This window comes from Clostridioides sp. LIBA-6822 (assembly GCF_056688955.1).
Genome location: NZ_CP196995.1, coordinates 365997 through 383972, shown reverse-complemented (window position 1 = coordinate 383972; position 17976 = coordinate 365997). Strand labels below are relative to the sequence as shown.

General features: G+C 28.4%; 19 protein-coding genes. 6 read left to right on the top strand and 13 right to left on the bottom strand.

Going from position 1 to position 17976, the window contains the following annotated elements:
• The first annotated feature begins 163 nt into the window (after nt 1-163).
• On the top strand, nt 164-1036 hold the full coding sequence (locus ACTG48_RS02200) for a hypothetical protein (protein WP_479917994.1): 873 nt from the start codon (nt 164-166) through the stop codon (nt 1034-1036).
• A 271-nt stretch (nt 1037-1307) separates the two neighbouring features.
• Here ACTG48_RS02200 and ACTG48_RS02195 read toward each other — a convergent pair whose 3' ends face one another.
• Entirely contained in the window at nt 1308-1517 is a 210-nt protein-coding gene (locus ACTG48_RS02195) for a DUF6485 family protein (protein WP_021382880.1), read from the bottom strand.
• A gap of 104 nt (nt 1518-1621) precedes the next feature.
• Here ACTG48_RS02195 and ACTG48_RS02190 point away from each other — a divergent pair, with 104 nt between their 5' ends.
• The gene (locus tag ACTG48_RS02190) at nt 1622-2545 is read left to right on the top strand and encodes a helix-turn-helix transcriptional regulator (RefSeq protein ID WP_479917993.1); all 924 of its coding nucleotides are present in this window, start codon (nt 1622-1624) and stop codon (nt 2543-2545) included.
• Nucleotides 2546-2781: 236 nt separating this feature from the next.
• Nucleotides 2782-3084: a flavodoxin domain-containing protein gene (locus ACTG48_RS02185; RefSeq protein ID WP_021382884.1), complete on the top strand. Its 303-nt coding sequence runs from the start codon at nt 2782-2784 to the stop codon at nt 3082-3084.
• Between the two features lie 122 nt (nt 3085-3206).
• Here ACTG48_RS02185 and tnpB read toward each other — a convergent pair whose 3' ends face one another.
• On the bottom strand, nt 3207-4316 hold the full coding sequence (gene tnpB / locus ACTG48_RS02180) for an IS200/IS605 family element RNA-guided endonuclease TnpB (protein WP_479917992.1): 1110 nt from the start codon (nt 4314-4316) through the stop codon (nt 3207-3209).
• Between the two features lie 240 nt (nt 4317-4556).
• On the opposite strand from tnpB, the gene ACTG48_RS02175 reads away from it, so the two are divergent.
• Both ACTG48_RS02175 and ACTG48_RS02170 read left to right on the top strand, forming a co-directional pair.
• A complete protein-coding gene (locus ACTG48_RS02175; protein WP_021384555.1) occupies nt 4557-4706 on the top strand; it encodes a hypothetical protein in 150 nt (49 codons plus the stop codon).
• A 246-nt stretch (nt 4707-4952) separates the two neighbouring features.
• Entirely contained in the window at nt 4953-5426 is a 474-nt protein-coding gene (locus tag ACTG48_RS02170; protein WP_479918770.1) for an EFR1 family ferrodoxin, read from the top strand.
• A 235-nt stretch (nt 5427-5661) separates the two neighbouring features.
• Here ACTG48_RS02170 and ACTG48_RS02165 read toward each other — a convergent pair whose 3' ends face one another.
• Nucleotides 5662-6750 carry a hypothetical protein gene (locus tag ACTG48_RS02165; RefSeq protein WP_479917991.1) on the bottom strand — a complete coding sequence of 363 codons (1089 nt, stop codon included), beginning with the start codon at nt 6748-6750 and terminating at the stop codon, nt 5662-5664.
• Nucleotides 6751-6874: 124 nt separating this feature from the next.
• Here ACTG48_RS02165 and ACTG48_RS02160 point away from each other — a divergent pair, with 124 nt between their 5' ends.
• Nucleotides 6875-7603, top strand: a complete 729-nt coding sequence (locus ACTG48_RS02160; protein ID WP_021382860.1) for an HAD family hydrolase — start codon at nt 6875-6877, stop codon at nt 7601-7603.
• A gap of 183 nt (nt 7604-7786) precedes the next feature.
• Here the strand turns inward: ACTG48_RS02160 and ACTG48_RS02155 are convergent, their stop codons facing one another.
• From ACTG48_RS02155 to rbsK, 10 genes are all read right to left on the bottom strand, one after another.
• Nucleotides 7787-8284, bottom strand: a complete 498-nt coding sequence (locus ACTG48_RS02155; RefSeq protein WP_021382836.1) for a hypothetical protein — start codon at nt 8282-8284, stop codon at nt 7787-7789.
• Between the two features lie 10 nt (nt 8285-8294).
• A complete protein-coding gene (locus tag ACTG48_RS02150) occupies nt 8295-8735 on the bottom strand; it encodes a putative 'four-disulfide core' protein (protein ID WP_021382842.1) in 441 nt (146 codons plus the stop codon).
• Nucleotides 8725-9564, bottom strand: a complete 840-nt coding sequence (locus ACTG48_RS02145) for a DUF5685 family protein (RefSeq protein WP_021382868.1) — start codon at nt 9562-9564, stop codon at nt 8725-8727. The genes ACTG48_RS02150 and ACTG48_RS02145 overlap by 11 nt, the downstream gene beginning before the upstream one ends.
• A gap of 218 nt (nt 9565-9782) precedes the next feature.
• Complete coding sequence (locus tag ACTG48_RS02140) at nt 9783-11168, bottom strand: M20 family metallopeptidase (protein WP_479917990.1); 1386 nt, start codon at nt 11166-11168, stop codon at nt 9783-9785.
• Between the two features lie 161 nt (nt 11169-11329).
• Complete coding sequence (locus ACTG48_RS02135) at nt 11330-12073, bottom strand: glutamine amidotransferase (RefSeq protein WP_479917989.1); 744 nt, start codon at nt 12071-12073, stop codon at nt 11330-11332.
• Nucleotides 12074-12092: 19 nt separating this feature from the next.
• Complete coding sequence (locus ACTG48_RS02130) at nt 12093-13355, bottom strand: M20 family metallopeptidase (protein ID WP_479917988.1); 1263 nt, start codon at nt 13353-13355, stop codon at nt 12093-12095.
• Nucleotides 13356-13504: 149 nt separating this feature from the next.
• Entirely contained in the window at nt 13505-14503 is a 999-nt protein-coding gene (locus ACTG48_RS02125) for an ABC transporter permease (protein WP_479917987.1), read from the bottom strand.
• Nucleotides 14487-15998, bottom strand: coding sequence for a sugar ABC transporter ATP-binding protein (locus ACTG48_RS02120; RefSeq protein WP_479917986.1), 1512 nt, complete (start codon nt 15996-15998; stop codon nt 14487-14489). The genes ACTG48_RS02125 and ACTG48_RS02120 overlap by 17 nt, the downstream gene beginning before the upstream one ends.
• A 53-nt stretch (nt 15999-16051) precedes the next feature.
• A complete protein-coding gene (locus ACTG48_RS02115) occupies nt 16052-17014 on the bottom strand; it encodes a substrate-binding domain-containing protein (RefSeq protein WP_479917985.1) in 963 nt (320 codons plus the stop codon).
• A 47-nt stretch (nt 17015-17061) separates the two neighbouring features.
• Entirely contained in the window at nt 17062-17955 is an 894-nt protein-coding gene (rbsK, locus tag ACTG48_RS02110; RefSeq protein ID WP_479917984.1) for a ribokinase, read from the bottom strand.
• Nucleotides 17956-17976: the final 21 nt, after the last annotated feature.

Sequence of the window (17976 nt, the reverse complement as noted above, 5' to 3'; positions counted from 1 at the left end):
TTCATATGTTCATTATATGCTATCATTTCTGAATTTGCAACAATAATTTTTATTTATTTAATAATAATTAGAATGCACATATTATCACCTTTTTTAATATATATATTATTAGAATAAGTTTTTGTAAACTTTTTTATAGTTTTCTAGGAGGTGCAAGTTTAATATGAGTAACAAGAAAAAAAAGGATTTAGACACTAGTTACATGCCTTACTTAGACCCAGCTAACTATGCAGATTATATTACTAACGAAGAAATTCCCCAAGATGAATTGAGAAATGACCCACAAATTTCTAATGGTTATACAAAACTACCTAATAATCAGAATGTAAATAATATTTATTCTAACAGCGCAAATAATTATCCTAAAAGCAGTAATTCTCCAAACAACTTGCCTAACACAAATAATACATCCGGAAATATGAATTACAACACATCTACTACAAATAATATGCCTAATAACATGAACTATAATGCATCTAATAACATGGGTATGCCTAACAATATGTCTGGTAATATGAACAATAATAACATGGGTATGCCTAATAATATGTCTGGTAATATGAACAATAATAACATGGGTATGCCTAACAATATGTCTGGCAATATGAACAATAATAATATGGGTATGCCTAATAACATGTCTGGCAATATGAATAATAATAACATGGGTATGCCTAATAACATGAATAATAATATGGGTATGCCTAACAACATGTCTGGTAATATGAATAATAATATGTATGGTAATACTGGTATGCCTGGAAATATGAACAGTAATATGGGATATAATATGAACAATAACATAAATAATACTATGGGTATTCCTAACTTCTCATGTAATCAAAATATGCCTCCTAATGTACTTATGATGATACCAGGTGTCATATGTCATAATACAATGCAAGGTATGCCTGTAGTTATGCCTAGTACTATGCCTCCTAGTATATATCCTACTCCTTATGGTTCTAGTAATATGTCTATACAAGGAATGCCACAAAGTACTAATATTGAAGAATTTGATGAGGAAGAAATGTAAAATATTTTTATTTTTTAAGTAATTTCAAGTAAATTGTATAAGACATCAATAATTGGCAATAATAATAAATGTATTCCTCATAATATTCCCCCAATATTATTATAGGTATAGAGAGTTGACTGAATATATTTTTATTCGGTCAACAAATATTAACATAATCTAATAAAATAAATATAAAAAAATCAGATAAAATTTAGTTTTATCTGATTTTTTTAGTTAAAGTTAGATTATTGAAATCAAATCACTATTAATAAAATATCACTATATACTATTATTTGCCTTTGTGCTTATGAAAGTATCTCACAAAGCCTTCCATTGAATAATCAGTTACATCACTGATATCCTCATTAACTATACCAAAAAAACAAGCTGGCATTTTCTTCTTTTCTAGATTATCAATAATACATGAATCACACCCTTTATCATGATTTTTTGGATTCCTTGGGCATTTGTCAACTGGACAAGTACAAAAATGTTTCATAACATCTCCTCCTTTTTTAATATTTAAATACTTACTTTGTTATAATACCAGCATAATGTTGACATCTATATGTCATACATCCTATAATTATTTTGGGTGATTATATGAAATTAGCAAGAATGTTATCTATTGTTATGTTATTATTGCAACATAATAAAATAAGTGCATCTTCTTTAGCAGATATATTTGAGGTATCAAAACGAACAATATACCGAGATATTGAAGCAATTAATGCTGCTGGAATACCTATTGTGACCCACATGGGAGCTAAAGGAGGCATTGCTATTATGGAACAATACAAACTTGAAAAAGGTCTATTTACAGTTTCTGATATTACATCTTTACTGACTTGTCTTGACAATTATCCATTATCAAATGATGATATTATATATACCATTGCAAAGATAAAAGGTCTACTACCAAGTTCACAAATAAATGATATTAAAATGCAGACAAATAAAATTTTTATAGACAATACACCTTGGCAAGGTATACAAGTCATACCTGCACATATCAAAGAATTAAAATATGCATTAGAGAAAAACCATTATGTAGAATTTCAATATACTGATAGCACAAATAAAAAAAGTAAAAGAATTGTAGAACCATACAGATTAGTTTTAAAACAGTCACTTTGGTATTTACAAGCTTTTTGTATCTCAAAAAATGAATTTAGAATATTTCGTTTGTCACGTATGGATTCTCTTACCATTCAAGAAAAATCTTTTGTTTCTAGAGAATTTAATTATGAAAAGTTAGATAGCCCAAAAGAAATTGAGCATAAAATTAAAGTTAAATTACTAGTTGATGAAACGCTTCTCGGCTGGATGGCCGATTTCTGTGGAGAAGAAAATATTACACCATGTGAAAATAATAAGTATATTGTAAATTTTCCATTTATCAATAATGATTATGGTTATGGTCTTATTCTACGTTTTGGAGATAGATGTGAATGTATTGAACCTGAGTCAATACGTAAAGAGTTGATTCATAGAGCACAGAATCTCTTAAAACAATATCTAAAATAAATACTTTATATATTCTCTATGTTTTATTTAAGTTTAAATCGATATCTTAACTTGTTAAGATAAAATATTGTACATTAGAATCTTATTAATTATATAAGTAATACCTCTATATAAATATATTCTTCTACCTTGAAAATACTAGCGATTTAAATATTTTTGTCCTTCTATTAACTTAATTAGTTCTATGTTATAATGACTCTAACAAGTGACTATTTTATTTAATAGGAGGTATTACTTTGAATAAGTTATGTATATTTTACTTTTCTGGAACTGGCATGACAGAATATATAATTAATAAACTAAAGCAAGAATTGGAAAGTCAACAATTTTGTGTCGAATGTACAAAAATTGAAAATATTAAAAAATCTAAAATTCATTTAACATCATATAATATGGTAGGAGTAGCTTACCCTGTACATTCCTTTAATGCACCTCAAATTGTATTAGACTTTGTAAAAATTTTGCCTAACACACATTCTATGGATACATTTATAATACATACGGCTGGTAAAGATAGTTATGTAAATTATGCTTCCTGAACCTCCCATGACTAAAGTCACAGGGTTCCTGTTTCATAGAATTTCGCATACTAAAATATGTCTTACCAATTCTCCACAGGCTATCCCCGTAGTTCCTACGGTTCTTACATACGTTATCTATTTTAAACTGTTATTAGTCTTAATCCTTCTTTTAGTATATTTATACTCGCATTTATGTCTCTATCGTGAGTTACATTACAACAAGGACAAATCCATTCTCTTATATTTAAACTCTTAACTTCCTCGTTTTTGTACCCACATTTATTGCATATTTGTGAACTTGCAAAGAATTTACCTACCTTTACAATTTGTCTACCATACCAATTAGCCTTGTATTCTAATTGACGAATAAATTCTGACCATGACACATCAGAAATTAAGCGAGATAATTTACGATTTCTAGTCATATTCTTTACTTGTAAATCTTCTATGCAAATAATATCATTCTCTCGTATTAATTTAGTAGATAGTTTTTGTAGAAAATCCTTCCTTTGATTAGCTATATGTTCTTGAAGTCTTGCAACTTTTAATCTTGCTTTATTTCTATTTAAACTACCAATTGTTTTTCTCGATAGTTTTCTTTGTAATTTAGAAAGTTTGTTTAATGACTTTTGAAGATACTTAGGATTTTCTATAAATTGTCCACAACTTGAGATACAAAATTCTTTAATTCCTAAATCTAAACCTATCTTATTATTAGTATTTTCAAGTGCTTCAATCTCTATATCAGTACAACATAATGATACATAATATTTGCCACTTGGCTCCCTAGATACAGTAGCATTAAGTATTCTCCCTTGAGGTACTTGTTTATCCCTTACTTTGACCATACCAAGTTTAGGTAATTTTATATATTGACCACAGCACATAATATTTCCATTTGTAAAGTTAGTTCTATATGAAAATCTATTAGTTTTCTTTGATTTAAATTTAGGAAATCCTGCATTTTCTTTAAAGAATTTTTTATATGCGTTTTCTAAATCTTTTAAGGTGTTTTGTAGTGAAAATTTGTCAGGTTCTTTAAGCCACTTTAATTCTCTTTTTAAATTGGTCAAATCAGAACTACACTGTTTATAAGTAAAAGTTTCTTTATTGTTTTCATAAAATTCTATTTTTTTAGCAAGATACTTATTATATACAAATCTACAACATCCAAAAGTTTTGTTAATTAACTCTTGTTGCTTTTTATTTGGATACATTCTAAACTTATATGCTTTTTCCACTACTATCACCTCACTTTAATTGTTTTTTATGATTATTAATATACATATCCGAGTAACTTCTATTTTTCATCACCCATTATAATATTAACAAACGTAATTATTTAAAACAATTATTTGGAAGGTTTTTATATTTATTTCTAAATAACATATTTAAGAACCGTAAGTCCTAACTTTTATCATTTTTGAGGTTGTCGTTCACATAAGTTCGCTACTACCTATGCAGTTCTCTTATGAACTTCTTACACTTTCATGCAAGCACAGACTATATCTTATCCTTCGGCATTATCCGTTAAGGTCTACCCACTTCCACTACCAATAGCTTGTAGTGTACTTCCCTCAAGAGGAATAGTCGTTGAAGTTTCTCCTATTTGGAGCTTACCTGCTGATTGCCCATTTTAAAGTACTTAGGGTTTAACCTTATACCATCTAACCAATTTTTTCTACTTTCGTAACTTTCACACTTAGGTTTATTTCATCCTTATGTTTTAGTTTGGTTAGCTTTAGGGGTTTCCAGCAATTCAAGTAGTATTGGATAGGTTATATCCTATCTCTACATATAAGTTTCCCTATACGCTGACTACTTTAGCTACTAACTCATGACTAAAGTCACAAGTGTGCGTAGCTATTTTTTAATCAAATTTATTAATCAAAAAATTAGATGCTAAAGGTTTCAAAGTATTTTATAATAAATTAGTTGCTATGCCATCAAATTTTATGGTCAAATACGATGACACAAAAACAAGAGAGCTTATTGATAAAGCAGATAAAGAAATAACTAATACTGTACATAATTTAATTAATCGAATTTCATACCTTCCAAATAGTAGCACTTTAGTAAAAACACTATCCTTTATTGGTAGGTCAGAATGGTATGGAGCCCATATCTTAGGTAAATTTTTTTATGCAAAAAAAAATTGTATACACTGTTCTAAATGTGCCAACAATTGTCCTAAACACAATATAAATGTTACAAAATATAAGGTTAAATTTAATTGGAGTTGTTGCTTATGTATGAGGTGTATTTATAATTGTCCTGAAGATGCAATTGATATACATCAACCATTTAAATTTATCCATTTTGATAAATGGTATGATTCTAACCTATTCACAAAGAAATAGAGATACCTAATATTTTACAAATCAACCCATATATCTAAATAAATACTAAAAATTAATATTGGTCGATAATATAAGGAGAATTATAATTTTTTTTATTTTTATAATAAACTGTATAAAATTTTAATAATTGACCACAATAATAAATGTATTCCTCATAATATTCCCCCAATATTATAGAAATTAATTTAAGCGAGATTAAATTCAGTTAATCTCGCTTAAATAATGTCCAAAAATATTATTCCAAAAAATCATCAAAATCTATTGAACCTGATTCTGCAAAATCATATAACGCATTTTGTTCAAAGAAAAACTTTTCTTCAAACTTGATATATTTACTATAGTTAGATTGACTTATCTCATTAATATAATTGCAATCATTTTCATTATAAGTACCAATAAAAAGTTTATTTCCCATTAAGTAATATATAGCTTTCATATCATTATTTATTATATACACATTTTCTTTGACATGGTCATTATTAAAATTAAATCTAGTAAAAAATATACCTTCATTCATATAGCTTTTTAGTAAAAATGGATTCTCTTTATAAAATATTTTTGCAAATTCCTCAGACGAGTTTACACTATACACACTTACAAATTCATTTTTGGAAATCTCATCAAATACCTCAAAATCATACATAGGTTCTTTATCTGTTACCAACAGAGAATTGATTTTAAAACCTGTTTCATTACATTTACTTATACAAAAAGCAATTTTACATGTATAATACCCATCATTATCTTCATATAAAGCTTCACTTATATATCTACCTTGCCCTTTATCACTTACTACATTTTTAAGCAATGTACCATTTATATTTGTAATATGCATATTTGCAATCTCATCACTTCCAGAAAAATATCTCAGACTTTCTCTATCCCAAGCTATAAATCGCATAGTCATGTAGTTTATAAACTCAACTTCTTCATCAACTCTTTTGCATATTTTATTATATAATTTTTCTATAACTAAATTTGTTTTATAATTTTTTATAATATCAATATACTCACTTTTATCTCCTGGTAATAATTTGTCATAGAAAATATTCTTGTTTCCAAAATAAGATACTAAAAACAATGATTCATCCTTTGTTAATTCAACTCTATCTGAGCCAAATCCACCCATTAATCTTTCTTCTTCCATATAAGCTTCTTCTTGTGTTGGATTTTTTAAACTCACATAATCTGCCAAACCTAATCCCTCTGCATCTAATAGAAAATATTGACAGAAATGATTATTTTTATCATCTATCCAATTTATTATAAGACCTAAACTACCCATAAGTCTAGAGTTCGTAGCCTTTGCAAAATTAAAATTCATATAATCACATCCTTTAGACTTTAAAATATTTGTTTTTTAATATATAAATTATTATACATATATTTTAACAACTTAGATACAATTTATAATATAATATAAGGAAATGATTAATTGAGGTGGTCTTATGAAAAATATAGCAGCTTTTTTTGATATAGATGGTACTCTTTATAGAGACTCTCTTATGGTTGAACATTTTAAGAAATTAATTAAATACGATATAATTGACCAAAAAAATTGGTATAAACATGCTAGAGACACTTTTATGGATTGGGATAAAAGACAAGGTAATTATGATGATTATCTATTAGAGATATGTGACCTTTATGTTGATTCATTAAAAGGATTAGATAAAACTTGCATTAATTTTACAAGTGACCAAGTAATTAAATTAAAAGCAGATAGAGTTTATAAATACACACGTTCACGAATTGATTGGCATCTAAATCAAGGTCATATAGTCATATTCATATCTGGTAGTCCTGGATTTCTAGTTGAAAAAATGGCAAAAAAATATAATGTAACTGATTTTCTAGGAAGTGACTATGTATTTGAAAATGAAATATTTACAGGTACAGTTATTCCAATGTGGGATTCTATAAGTAAAAATAATGCTATAAACGATTTTGTTGTAAAGTATGATTTAGACTTATCAAACTCCTATGCTTATGGTGATACTAATGGTGATATAAATATGTTAAAAAGAGTTGGAAATCCAATTGCAATAAATCCAACAAAAGAACTTTTATCTCAAATATCACTTAATAAGGAAATTTCTAAAAATGTTGAAATAATAGTAGAAAGAAAAGATATTATTTACTCTTTATCTACAGATGTAAATATAGTGGATATTTAATTTATATTATATCTTTTAAAGTGAATCATTATATCTAATATATAAAAAGCTTTGACTAAAAATCAAAGCTTTTTATATATTAATACTAAGTATATATTAAATTTATTTTTACATATCAATACATATTCAGATACATTATTTAAGTTTTTTAAATTACAATTCTATTAAAATTAAATATAAAAATCAACTGTTATTTTTAAATAGCATCTTTCTTAACTTATTATTGTAATAACTTATAAAAGAACTGTAAACATAGTCATATACTATAAAGGCTATCTCAAATGAGCCTATAATAAAAATATTTATTGGAATATAAACTATTGTTCTTAATAAAAAATACAATATAAGTATCATTATATTTGCAAACACTAATTTCATGAAATATTCAACATATATAGACCTATCTTTTTCTATAAGATATTTTGCAATACCATATATTCCAAAGGTAAGTGAATACACAATCCATTGAGACTTACTTGCCATCACTATAAATCCTAAAGCTATAGAACCTATATAAAAAGCAATTCCACTTTTAAAACCCCATTCCATTATTACAATTGATACTAAAAGTGATGCTAGACCCATAATAAACAATGTATTTACAGGAATAATATTTGTAAGAGTCAACAGTATCACATTTAATGCTAATAAAACTCCTCCATAAGCAACTTTTATACTCATATTTATCATCCTAACAACAAGTTATTAAATCTCCACCAAAACATTCACAGCATGAATCTAAACACCAAAGCTTAGCACAGTTTTCACAACAATCATCACCTAAACAACAGCAACAATCATCACAACAACAGCAACATCCACCTAAATCATTACGTCTTCTTCTATTATAATTATCAGCCCTGTTGTTATATTCATTTCTATATTGTGTATAACTTCTAAGTGCATCACTATATTCATGATTTTCTGGCTCCATAAATTTTGCTCTTTTTAAGAAGTCTTCTCCTTCTTCATAATATCCTATGTTCATCGCAGAAAAACCAGTTAGATAATACCATTCTGCACATTTGTCAGTCAACGTCTTTAAAAAATCATATGCTTTTTTAAATTCACTATTTTCTATAAAAGCTCTTGCTCTCATAAAACTTTCATTATTATAAGTATTACTGTACATTCTTTCCACCTCTGCTTTCTAATATATTCATATATCTTAAATAAACACCAGAATAAATTATATTTTCTATTATTCCGACATTTGTATTTAGATTTAAATTATCAATTCCTCTAGCCAAAAAACCTAATGATGTTACAATTATTTTTTTTACCTTTTCTTTTAACTCATCGTTTTTATCTATATACTCTATAAAAGGATTATATCTTCCTTTCTTAAAATCTTCATCTAAATCTTCATATGCATCCAGTAGATATATATATTTACCTATATTAAATCCTATCATTCTTAAGTTTCTCTCATTTTCATCTTTTTTATAGGCAAATACTTCACCCATTATATTTCCAAAAATACTAGATACTTCATCTATATTTATATTTTTGTCATTTTCCAACTTATTTAATTCATTTAGCTGTTGTTTTATATACTCTGCTTTTTCAGAATACTTTTCATATGCTAAATTTAATTTGTTTTTATATATATAATATGCTAATTTATCTTTTATGCGTTTATCATCCATTAAATTATCTTCCAGTTTATAATACGTTAAAAGAATATTCATACTTGCTGCATATTCTGTAATATCATTCGTAATTACCTTTTTCTTTTTAAATGGATTGACTATACATACTTCCTCTGTATTTATAGATTCTGGCTTGTATACTGAAGTTAATAAAATAATTAAAAATGTTATATCGTAGTTCAGAGAAAATCTAGAAATTTCTCCATGATTTCTTTTTAAATATTTACATAGACCACAATAATAAGCTTTGTAATGGTCATATTCTCTAAATGTTAAATCCATTTTGTTTATTTTAACATATCCAAACATAAATACTCCTTTTTGTACTACTTTTTATATAAATTATATATAGTATAACACTTTTAATCAAGATTATATAAGATACAGTATTCTAAAAAACTTTAAAAACACCTTCTAATTATTGTATCTTAGATTGAAAATAATTAGAAGGTTAAGTTAAAAATAATATTAAATTATATATTTATACTAATTCATACAGTTCAATCTCACTTACATTAACTTAATTTTTAAATAATTGGAGTATATTTAAAATTACCTACAGTATCCTTTAATTCCTTTTTTGCCTTACTTACAATAGACTCATCAAGAACTACATCATTTATTGAACACGCTATAGCTTTAGATGCTAACAACATCGCTTTAAATCCCATGTTAGAACCTGCACTAGCACAAGACTGCCATGTATGAGCAGAAATCCCAATAGGCCAAACTGAACAAGAGCATTGAGCTGTAGGGATTATGTAACTAACATCTCCAATATCTAATGATAATGATATGCAGTTATTATGAGTAAATGTATCATCTGTAACTTCATCATGTAAATTCATCTTAGTTATATCTTTGTTTCCACTCAATACACTAGAAACACTAATCCTTTTGTCTATAGATACTGTTTCAGCTAATTTTTCTGCAAAATAGTAGTCATTTTCATCATAATTTTGAGTTCCTATCAATTTCATATTTTGTGATAGAATATCTGTTAATATTGTATTAGGGATATAATCATATACCCCACTTATAATATTATATTCCATACTAGTACCTGTCATCAAAGCTGCTCCTTTTGCTATATCAACAATTCTGTCAAATACATCTCTTACATGCTCCATTTTAACACCTCTTATGTAATACCATACTTCTGCAAAATCTGGAACTATGTTTGGCATTTTTCCACCATTAGTAGTTACATAATGTACTCTACAACTATCAAATATATGTTCTCTTAGATAGTTACAGCCTATGTTCATAAGTTCTACTGCATCAAGTGCACTTCTTCCATTGTAAGGAGCTTGTGCTGCATGGGAGCTAATTCCCTTATATCTAAATTTTACAGAATAATTGGCAAGGGTTGGAATTCTTATTGGAGTATTTATATCAAATGGGTGCCAGCTAAATGCACAGTCTATACCATCAAAGATATCTTTTTTTATCATTAATACCTTTCCTGATAAATCTTCTTCTGCTGGACATCCATAGTATTTTATAGTCCCTTTCAATTTTTTTAGTTTAATTAATTCTTTTATTGCAATTACAGCTCCCATTGAACCTGTACCAAGTAAATTATGTCCACATCCATGACCTGCACCACCATCTGAAATAGCTTCTTTTGTAATGGATATTTTTTGGGACAAACCATCTAAAGCATCATATTCTCCCAAGACTGCTATAACTGGTTTACCTTGTCCATAACTAGCTACAAATGCTGTATCCATATCTTCTAATTCTTCTATATTAAAATCATACTTTCTTAAATATTCTTTTTGTAAGTTTGAAGCATAATATTCTTTATATTGAAGTTCTGGATTTTCCCATATCTTATCTGATATATTTCTTAACTCTTCTTGTATCTCATCTATATATTGCACTAAAAAATTTTTATTTAAATCCTCCATATTAATTGTATAATCCTCCTTAACTTTAACAAATTATCAGCCATTATCTAAAATAATTAGTTTAAAAATATTTTCTACTGTACAGCCATTTTATACAATAAAACCTCTTGACTTGTAAGCTTCACTTTATCAAGTAAGAGGTTTCAAATTTTATAAAATTTTTAACATATTAACCAATCAAGCATATTAACCCATAATTTATTATAGTATTTCCAATCAGTAAATTCTTTTGGTCCCCAATGAGGCGCACAGTCAGAACTAAATATAGCAGACTTTCCTTTTCCAAACTCACCAACAGCTACAAATGGGTCTCCTCCAATAGTTGCCAATACAGGGCAATTCTCTCTAGCAACTGTCTTGTTATATCCTAAAAATTTTGGCCAGTCTGTTGGTATATCTTTTAATACTGGATGTTCAGAGTCAACAACTTCTGGAATTATTCCTGCTGGTTTTTCGACTCTATCATCTTTATCTATCATAGTTATTGGTAATACATCCTTTATAGCAGTTTCTCCAAATCTAGCTTTTGCATCTATACCTGTAAATGACATGTATCCACCCACCATAATTAATGCTCCACCATTATTTACATACTCTTTGATTAATTCAAGTCTATCTGGATTACTATTACAATCTATAAAAGTACTATTAGATAATAAGAAAGTATTAGAACCTATATCAGATAATATTATACAATCGTACTCATTTAACTCTTCTAATTTATATGGAAAACTATCTGCTGCCACATGTGCAGGCATATGAACTGTTTCATATCCTCCAGATTCTATTGCTTCTTTTAACCACTTTACAGCTTCTTCATAGTGAGTTGTAACAAATGTATCAAACCCTTTTATATGAGTTATATTTTTCACCCAAGATTCCCCTACTATTAATACTTTTTTCATTTATATATTCCTCCTACTTTTATAAGTTTAATATTAGACTTGCATACATAAGTATACTGTCTAAATACTCATTGATTTCAACATACTCATCTATTGAATGGCATTGTTCTATTGAGCCTGGTCCCAATATTAATGTTGGTATTTTAGCTAAGTTTTTCATCAATCTTGCATCATTTCCAGCTGTCGAACCTTTTATTTCTAATTTTTTCTCTAAAACATCTTCTAGTATTTTATGTGCCTTCACTACAAAATCAGAATTCTTATCCATCTCAAAACCTAATCCTGATTGATATATGTTTATATTTGGCTTATTATCTTTAAGCCACAAATCTCCATTAGCCCTTGTCATTATGATATTAGTTACATCGTTTACAACTTGTTCATAACTCATTATATTTGGTAAGAAGTGTACACACAAATTGAATACACACTTATCTGGCACAGTAGAACCTGCTGTTCCACCATTTATTACACCCAAATTTATTGTAGGTGAAGGCAATAGTGGATGTTTATATATCATAAGCCAGTTATGTTCTAATTCTTTTATATCTTGAATCAGTAACATAGCCTTCTCTATTGCATTAACACCCTCCCACTTACTACCACAGTGAAGAGATATACCTTTAACCTCAACTTCAAAGAATACAAATCCCATATGTGCAATTATTAAATTCTGTTCTGATGGTTCACAAATTACACAGTAATCTCCATCAATTCCATTCATAACTGCATTTATAGTACCATTTCCCCCACCTTCTTCATCTACTACTGACATTATCTTTACATTACCAGGTACATTTAAACCACTATCTTTTATAAGCTTTACAGCTAATATTGATGCTATAAGCCCAGATTTCATATCTGCGGTTCCAAGACCATAAAGTTTACCATTATCTTCTGTCCCACAGTATGGATTATATTTCCACTTACTTATATCGCCAGGTGGCATAGTGTCTACATGACCATTAAATACAATCGTCTTGCCAGGTAAATTACCACTATATTTGCAAATTAAATTATATCTATCTTTATAATTGTGACCTAGGTTTCCTTCTTTATATGTATCTTTTGCTTTTTTAATTAGTTCTTCACTCATTTCTTGTCTATCTACACTAAAACCTATATCATTTGCAAGTTTCTCAACATATTCTTGCCCCTCTTTTTCAAATCCACCTAATATTCCATGTCCAATATCTTCAGTCTTTATGCTTACAAGTTCTTTTAAATAATCTATATATTCTTGTTTTTTATTATTTAGTGTATCTAAGAGAATTTTTTTCATATTTCCTCCTAAGATTTATTTTTACATTTAAAATTTCAAGTCTAACACTCTATACTTAAACGATAATAAATTTTTTTACTTACCATATTTTCATTTAGCATATTCAAAAGCGTAATAATTTTTATAATTCACTAGCTAAAATTTAAATATTATTTGGCTTTAGCTGATTTTTTTAATTTTATATTATTTATCCATATAGCAAATAACATTACCAACCCTTTTATAATCATTTGATTATATGAAGATACACTTAGTAGGTTTAGACCATTTCCTAATATTCCTATTATTCCAACACCTATGCATGTCCCTACTATAGAGCCAGAGCCACCCATCATGTTAGTACCACCAAGCACAACTGCTGCTATAGCATCCAGCTCTGCTCCATCTCCTACAGTTGGTGAACCTGATGCCAAACGTGATGATAGTATTATTCCAGCCAATGCTGTTAGTAATCCAGCTAGTGCATATACTTTTACTATTACTTTATTTACTTTTACTCCACATAATCTAGCAGCTTCTTCATTTCCACCTACTGCATGTACATGACGTCCAAAATTAGTTCTTTTTAATAGAAAATGACCTGCTATTACAACTATAATCATAATTATAACTGGTATTGGTATCGGTCCAACATATCCTCTACCTAGCATCTTAAATACATCTGTATTTACTGATATAGGTCTTCCTCCTGTGAATACAAAGCTTGCTCCACTTATTATCGTCAACATGGCTAAAGTTACAATGAATGGCGGTAGTTTTTGAGTTGAAATAATTGCACCTTTTATAACGCCTAATATTGTCCCTATTGCCAATGCAAGTATCATACCTACCCATATAGGCGCATTATAATTTACTACTGTTGTAGCCCAAAATGTACCTACTAGAGCAATTACTGCTCCTACACTTAAATCTATTCCTCCAGTAATTATTACAAACGTCATACCTACTGCAAGAATTGCGTTTATTGATATTTGTCTTCCAACGTTAATTAAATTATCTAAAGTTAAAAAATTAGATGAAGCTACACTCATTATTATAAAAATTATTACAAGTCCTATAGCTGCACTCCCCTGGTCCCTAAATGCACTTGTTAATTTTGTTAATAATGGAGATGAATTATCTTCTTTATGCTTAGTTATTGAACTCATTAATTTTACCTCCGAAAGCCAATTTTAATACATTATTTTCAACCATTTCTTCACCTTCTAAAAATCCACTTATATGACCTTCTCTCATAACCATTATCCTATCACTCATTGATATTAATTCTGGTATTTCAGAAGATATCATTATGATACTTACACCACTCTCTACTAAATCTCCCATTAGATTGTATATCTCTGCTTTAGCATTTACATCTATACCTCTAGTTGGTTCGTCCATAATTAATATATCTGGTTGTAATAAAAGCCATCTTGCTATTATAGCTTTTTGTTGGTTCCCACCACTTAAACTTTGTATAACTTGGTTCATATGTGGCGTTTTTATCTTCAATGCATCTATGTATTTTTCTAGTACTTCTTTTTCCTTTTTTCTATCTATAACTGATTTAAATTTAGATATCTTTTTTAATCCAGCCATAGTTGTATTTTCTTTTACACTCATCTGCAAAAACAGTCCAGTACCTTTTCTATCTTCTGTTATTAATCCTAGTCCATTTTCAATGGCATCTGATGGAGTTTTAAATTTTATTTCTTTATTATTTAAATATATTTTCCCATAATCATATGTTCTAAGTCCAAATATAGCTTCTACTATTTCACTTCTCTTGCTTCCAACTAATCCACCTATTCCCAATATTTCGCCTTTTCTTATATTAAAACTGATGTCATTAAAAACGTTGTTCTTAGTCAGACCTTCCACTCTCATAATCTCTTCTTTTATCTCTACATCTCTTTTAGGGAAAAATTGGTCTAGCTTTCTATCTATCATTAAATTAACTAATTCTTCTTCAGATGATACTTCTTTAGTATTCAAAGTCGAAATCGTTTTCCCATCTCGCATTATAGTAATTCTGTCACAAATCTCAAAAAGTTCTTCCATCCTATGAGAGATATATATTATGCTAACTCCACTATCTTTTAAATCATTTATAAGTCTAAAAAGTATTTCAGTTTCTTTTTTACTTATTGAAGATGTAGGCTCATCCATTATTAATACCTTAGTCTCTAATGATAAAACTCTTGCTATTTCTACCATTTGCTTTTGAGCTATACTAAGCTCTTTGACTAGACCATTTGGATTTATATCTATTCCCATATTGTCAAAAATCTTTTTAGCCTCTTCATTCATTTTTTTATCGTTAGTTAAGACTTTACCATTTATTTCTTTTCCCATAAAAATATTTTGTGCTACTGTCAATTCATCAAATACTGTTAATTCCTGATAGATTGCATTTATACCTATCTTCTTAGAAACATCTGGTGATATATTCTCTATTTCTTTACCTTCAAAAACGAATTTACCAGAAGTTTTTGAGTGTGCACCAGTTAAAATCTTTATCATTGTTGATTTACCAGCACCATTTTCACCCAGTAGTGCATGAACTTCACCATGAAATAGCTCAAAATTAACATTATCTAATGCTCTAACGCCAGGAAATTCTTTAGCAATATTACTTAACTTCAGAATTGTATTACTCATAATGACACTCCTTTTTAAATAGGATTTCTTTCAAATAATCTTATTTTATTTTACTAATTCTTAAAGTCTTTTATATTTTCTTTATCATAAAGTAAAGCTGGTACTGGTATATTTTTTTCTACCTTTTCACCTTTTATAGCTTTTACTACTGCTTCTACAGCTAAACGTCCCATTTCTTTAGGTTGTTGCTGAATCATTGCAAGAATAGTTCCATCTGTTATTCCACTTGCTGCTTCTTCAGTTAAGTCAAATCCTACTATCTTAACATCTTTATTCTTTGCAGATTCAAGTGCAGCTTTAGCTCCTAATACACTATTTTCAGCTGTTGCATATATTATATCTACATCTGGATTAGATTGTATTAAGTTTTCTACTGTATTAAGAGATTCTTCTCTATCATATCCTGGTTGTGAATTTAATATTTTAACATTTGCTGAACCTTTTAATGCATCCTTAAATCCATCTATTCTTTGCATTTGTATTTGAGATTTTAAATCTGTTACTATGGCTATTTCTGATTTTCCACCTAATTTTTCATCAATGTACTTTTTAGTGTATTCCCCTAACTTTTTACCAGCATCATAACTAACTGTTCCTACGTAACTTGTAATATTCTCAGTATTTAATACAGCATCTACTGTAACTACTGGCATTTTTTCAAACGCTCCTTCTACTGCTGGTACTATAGCTGAGTTATCTGTTCCAAGCACTATCATTCCATCCACATTTTGTTGTATAAAATCTTCTATTGCTGATGTTTGCTTAGCTACATCTTGGTCTGGGTCATTTACTATAACTTTTACACCTAACTCTTTGGCTTTTTCTTTTATTCCCTCATCAATGTCTATAAAAAATTGATGCTGAAGAGTTATTGTAGATACTCCTATAGTTAAATCTTTCTTGTCTGAACTACCTTTGTTATCTGATTTACTTGGCCCTTCCATTGAACATCCTGTTAACATTCCTATTGCTAGTGTTCCAGCAATTCCTAAAGATAAAATTTTTCTCACTCTCATAATTAACCTCCATTTTTAATAGTTTTAAGTTTGAACAAATTAGATTTTTATTTATTAATATTTAAATATTTTTCAACATCTTCTTTATAAGGCATACCAGATTGTGCTCCTAATTTTGTTACAGAAAGACCTGATGCTACTACTGCATATTCTACTGCTGTATATAGATTTTTACCTTCTGTTATAGCCACCGACAATGCTCCATTAAATGTATCTCCTGCCCCTGTAGTGTCTTGGACATCAACCTTTATACAGGATACATGTTTAATTTTCTTACCATCATAAAATCTAGCTCCATTTTTTCCTTCTGTTATCACAAGTTTATTAGGATATTTTTTTAATATTTCCTCTATTTCTTCCTCTGTGTCAAAAACTACCTTATATTCATGTTCATTTGGTGTTAAGTAAGTTACTTTTTCTATTATATCTCTATCTAATTTTATTGCAGGTGCTGGATTTACTAAAACTTTTATCTTATTTTCAAAACAGAAATTCACCACATAATTTATTGTTTCCAATGGAATCTCTAATTGTAGTAATACTATATCTGCATTCTTTATCTCTTCTTCATTCTTTTTAATTAATTCTATATCTACTAATTCATTAGTCCCTGCCACAACAACAATACTATTATCATTTTCACATAGTGTTATGACCGCAACACCAGAGCTTTTATGTTTATCTCTAGATACTAGGCTATAATCGACTTTATTATTTCTAAAATTTCTTATTAGCTCCTCACCTAAGCTATCCTCACCTACACATGATATCATTTTTACATTTGCTCCTAGCTTAGATGCTGAAATAGCTTGATTAGCACCTTTTCCACCAGGTGATGTGAAAAAGCTATTACCTAGCACTGTTTCTCCTTTTTCTGGTCTTTTATCTACAGAACATACCATGTCCATGTTTACACTTCCTATGACAACTATGTTTCCCATTACATTACTCCTTTACATATC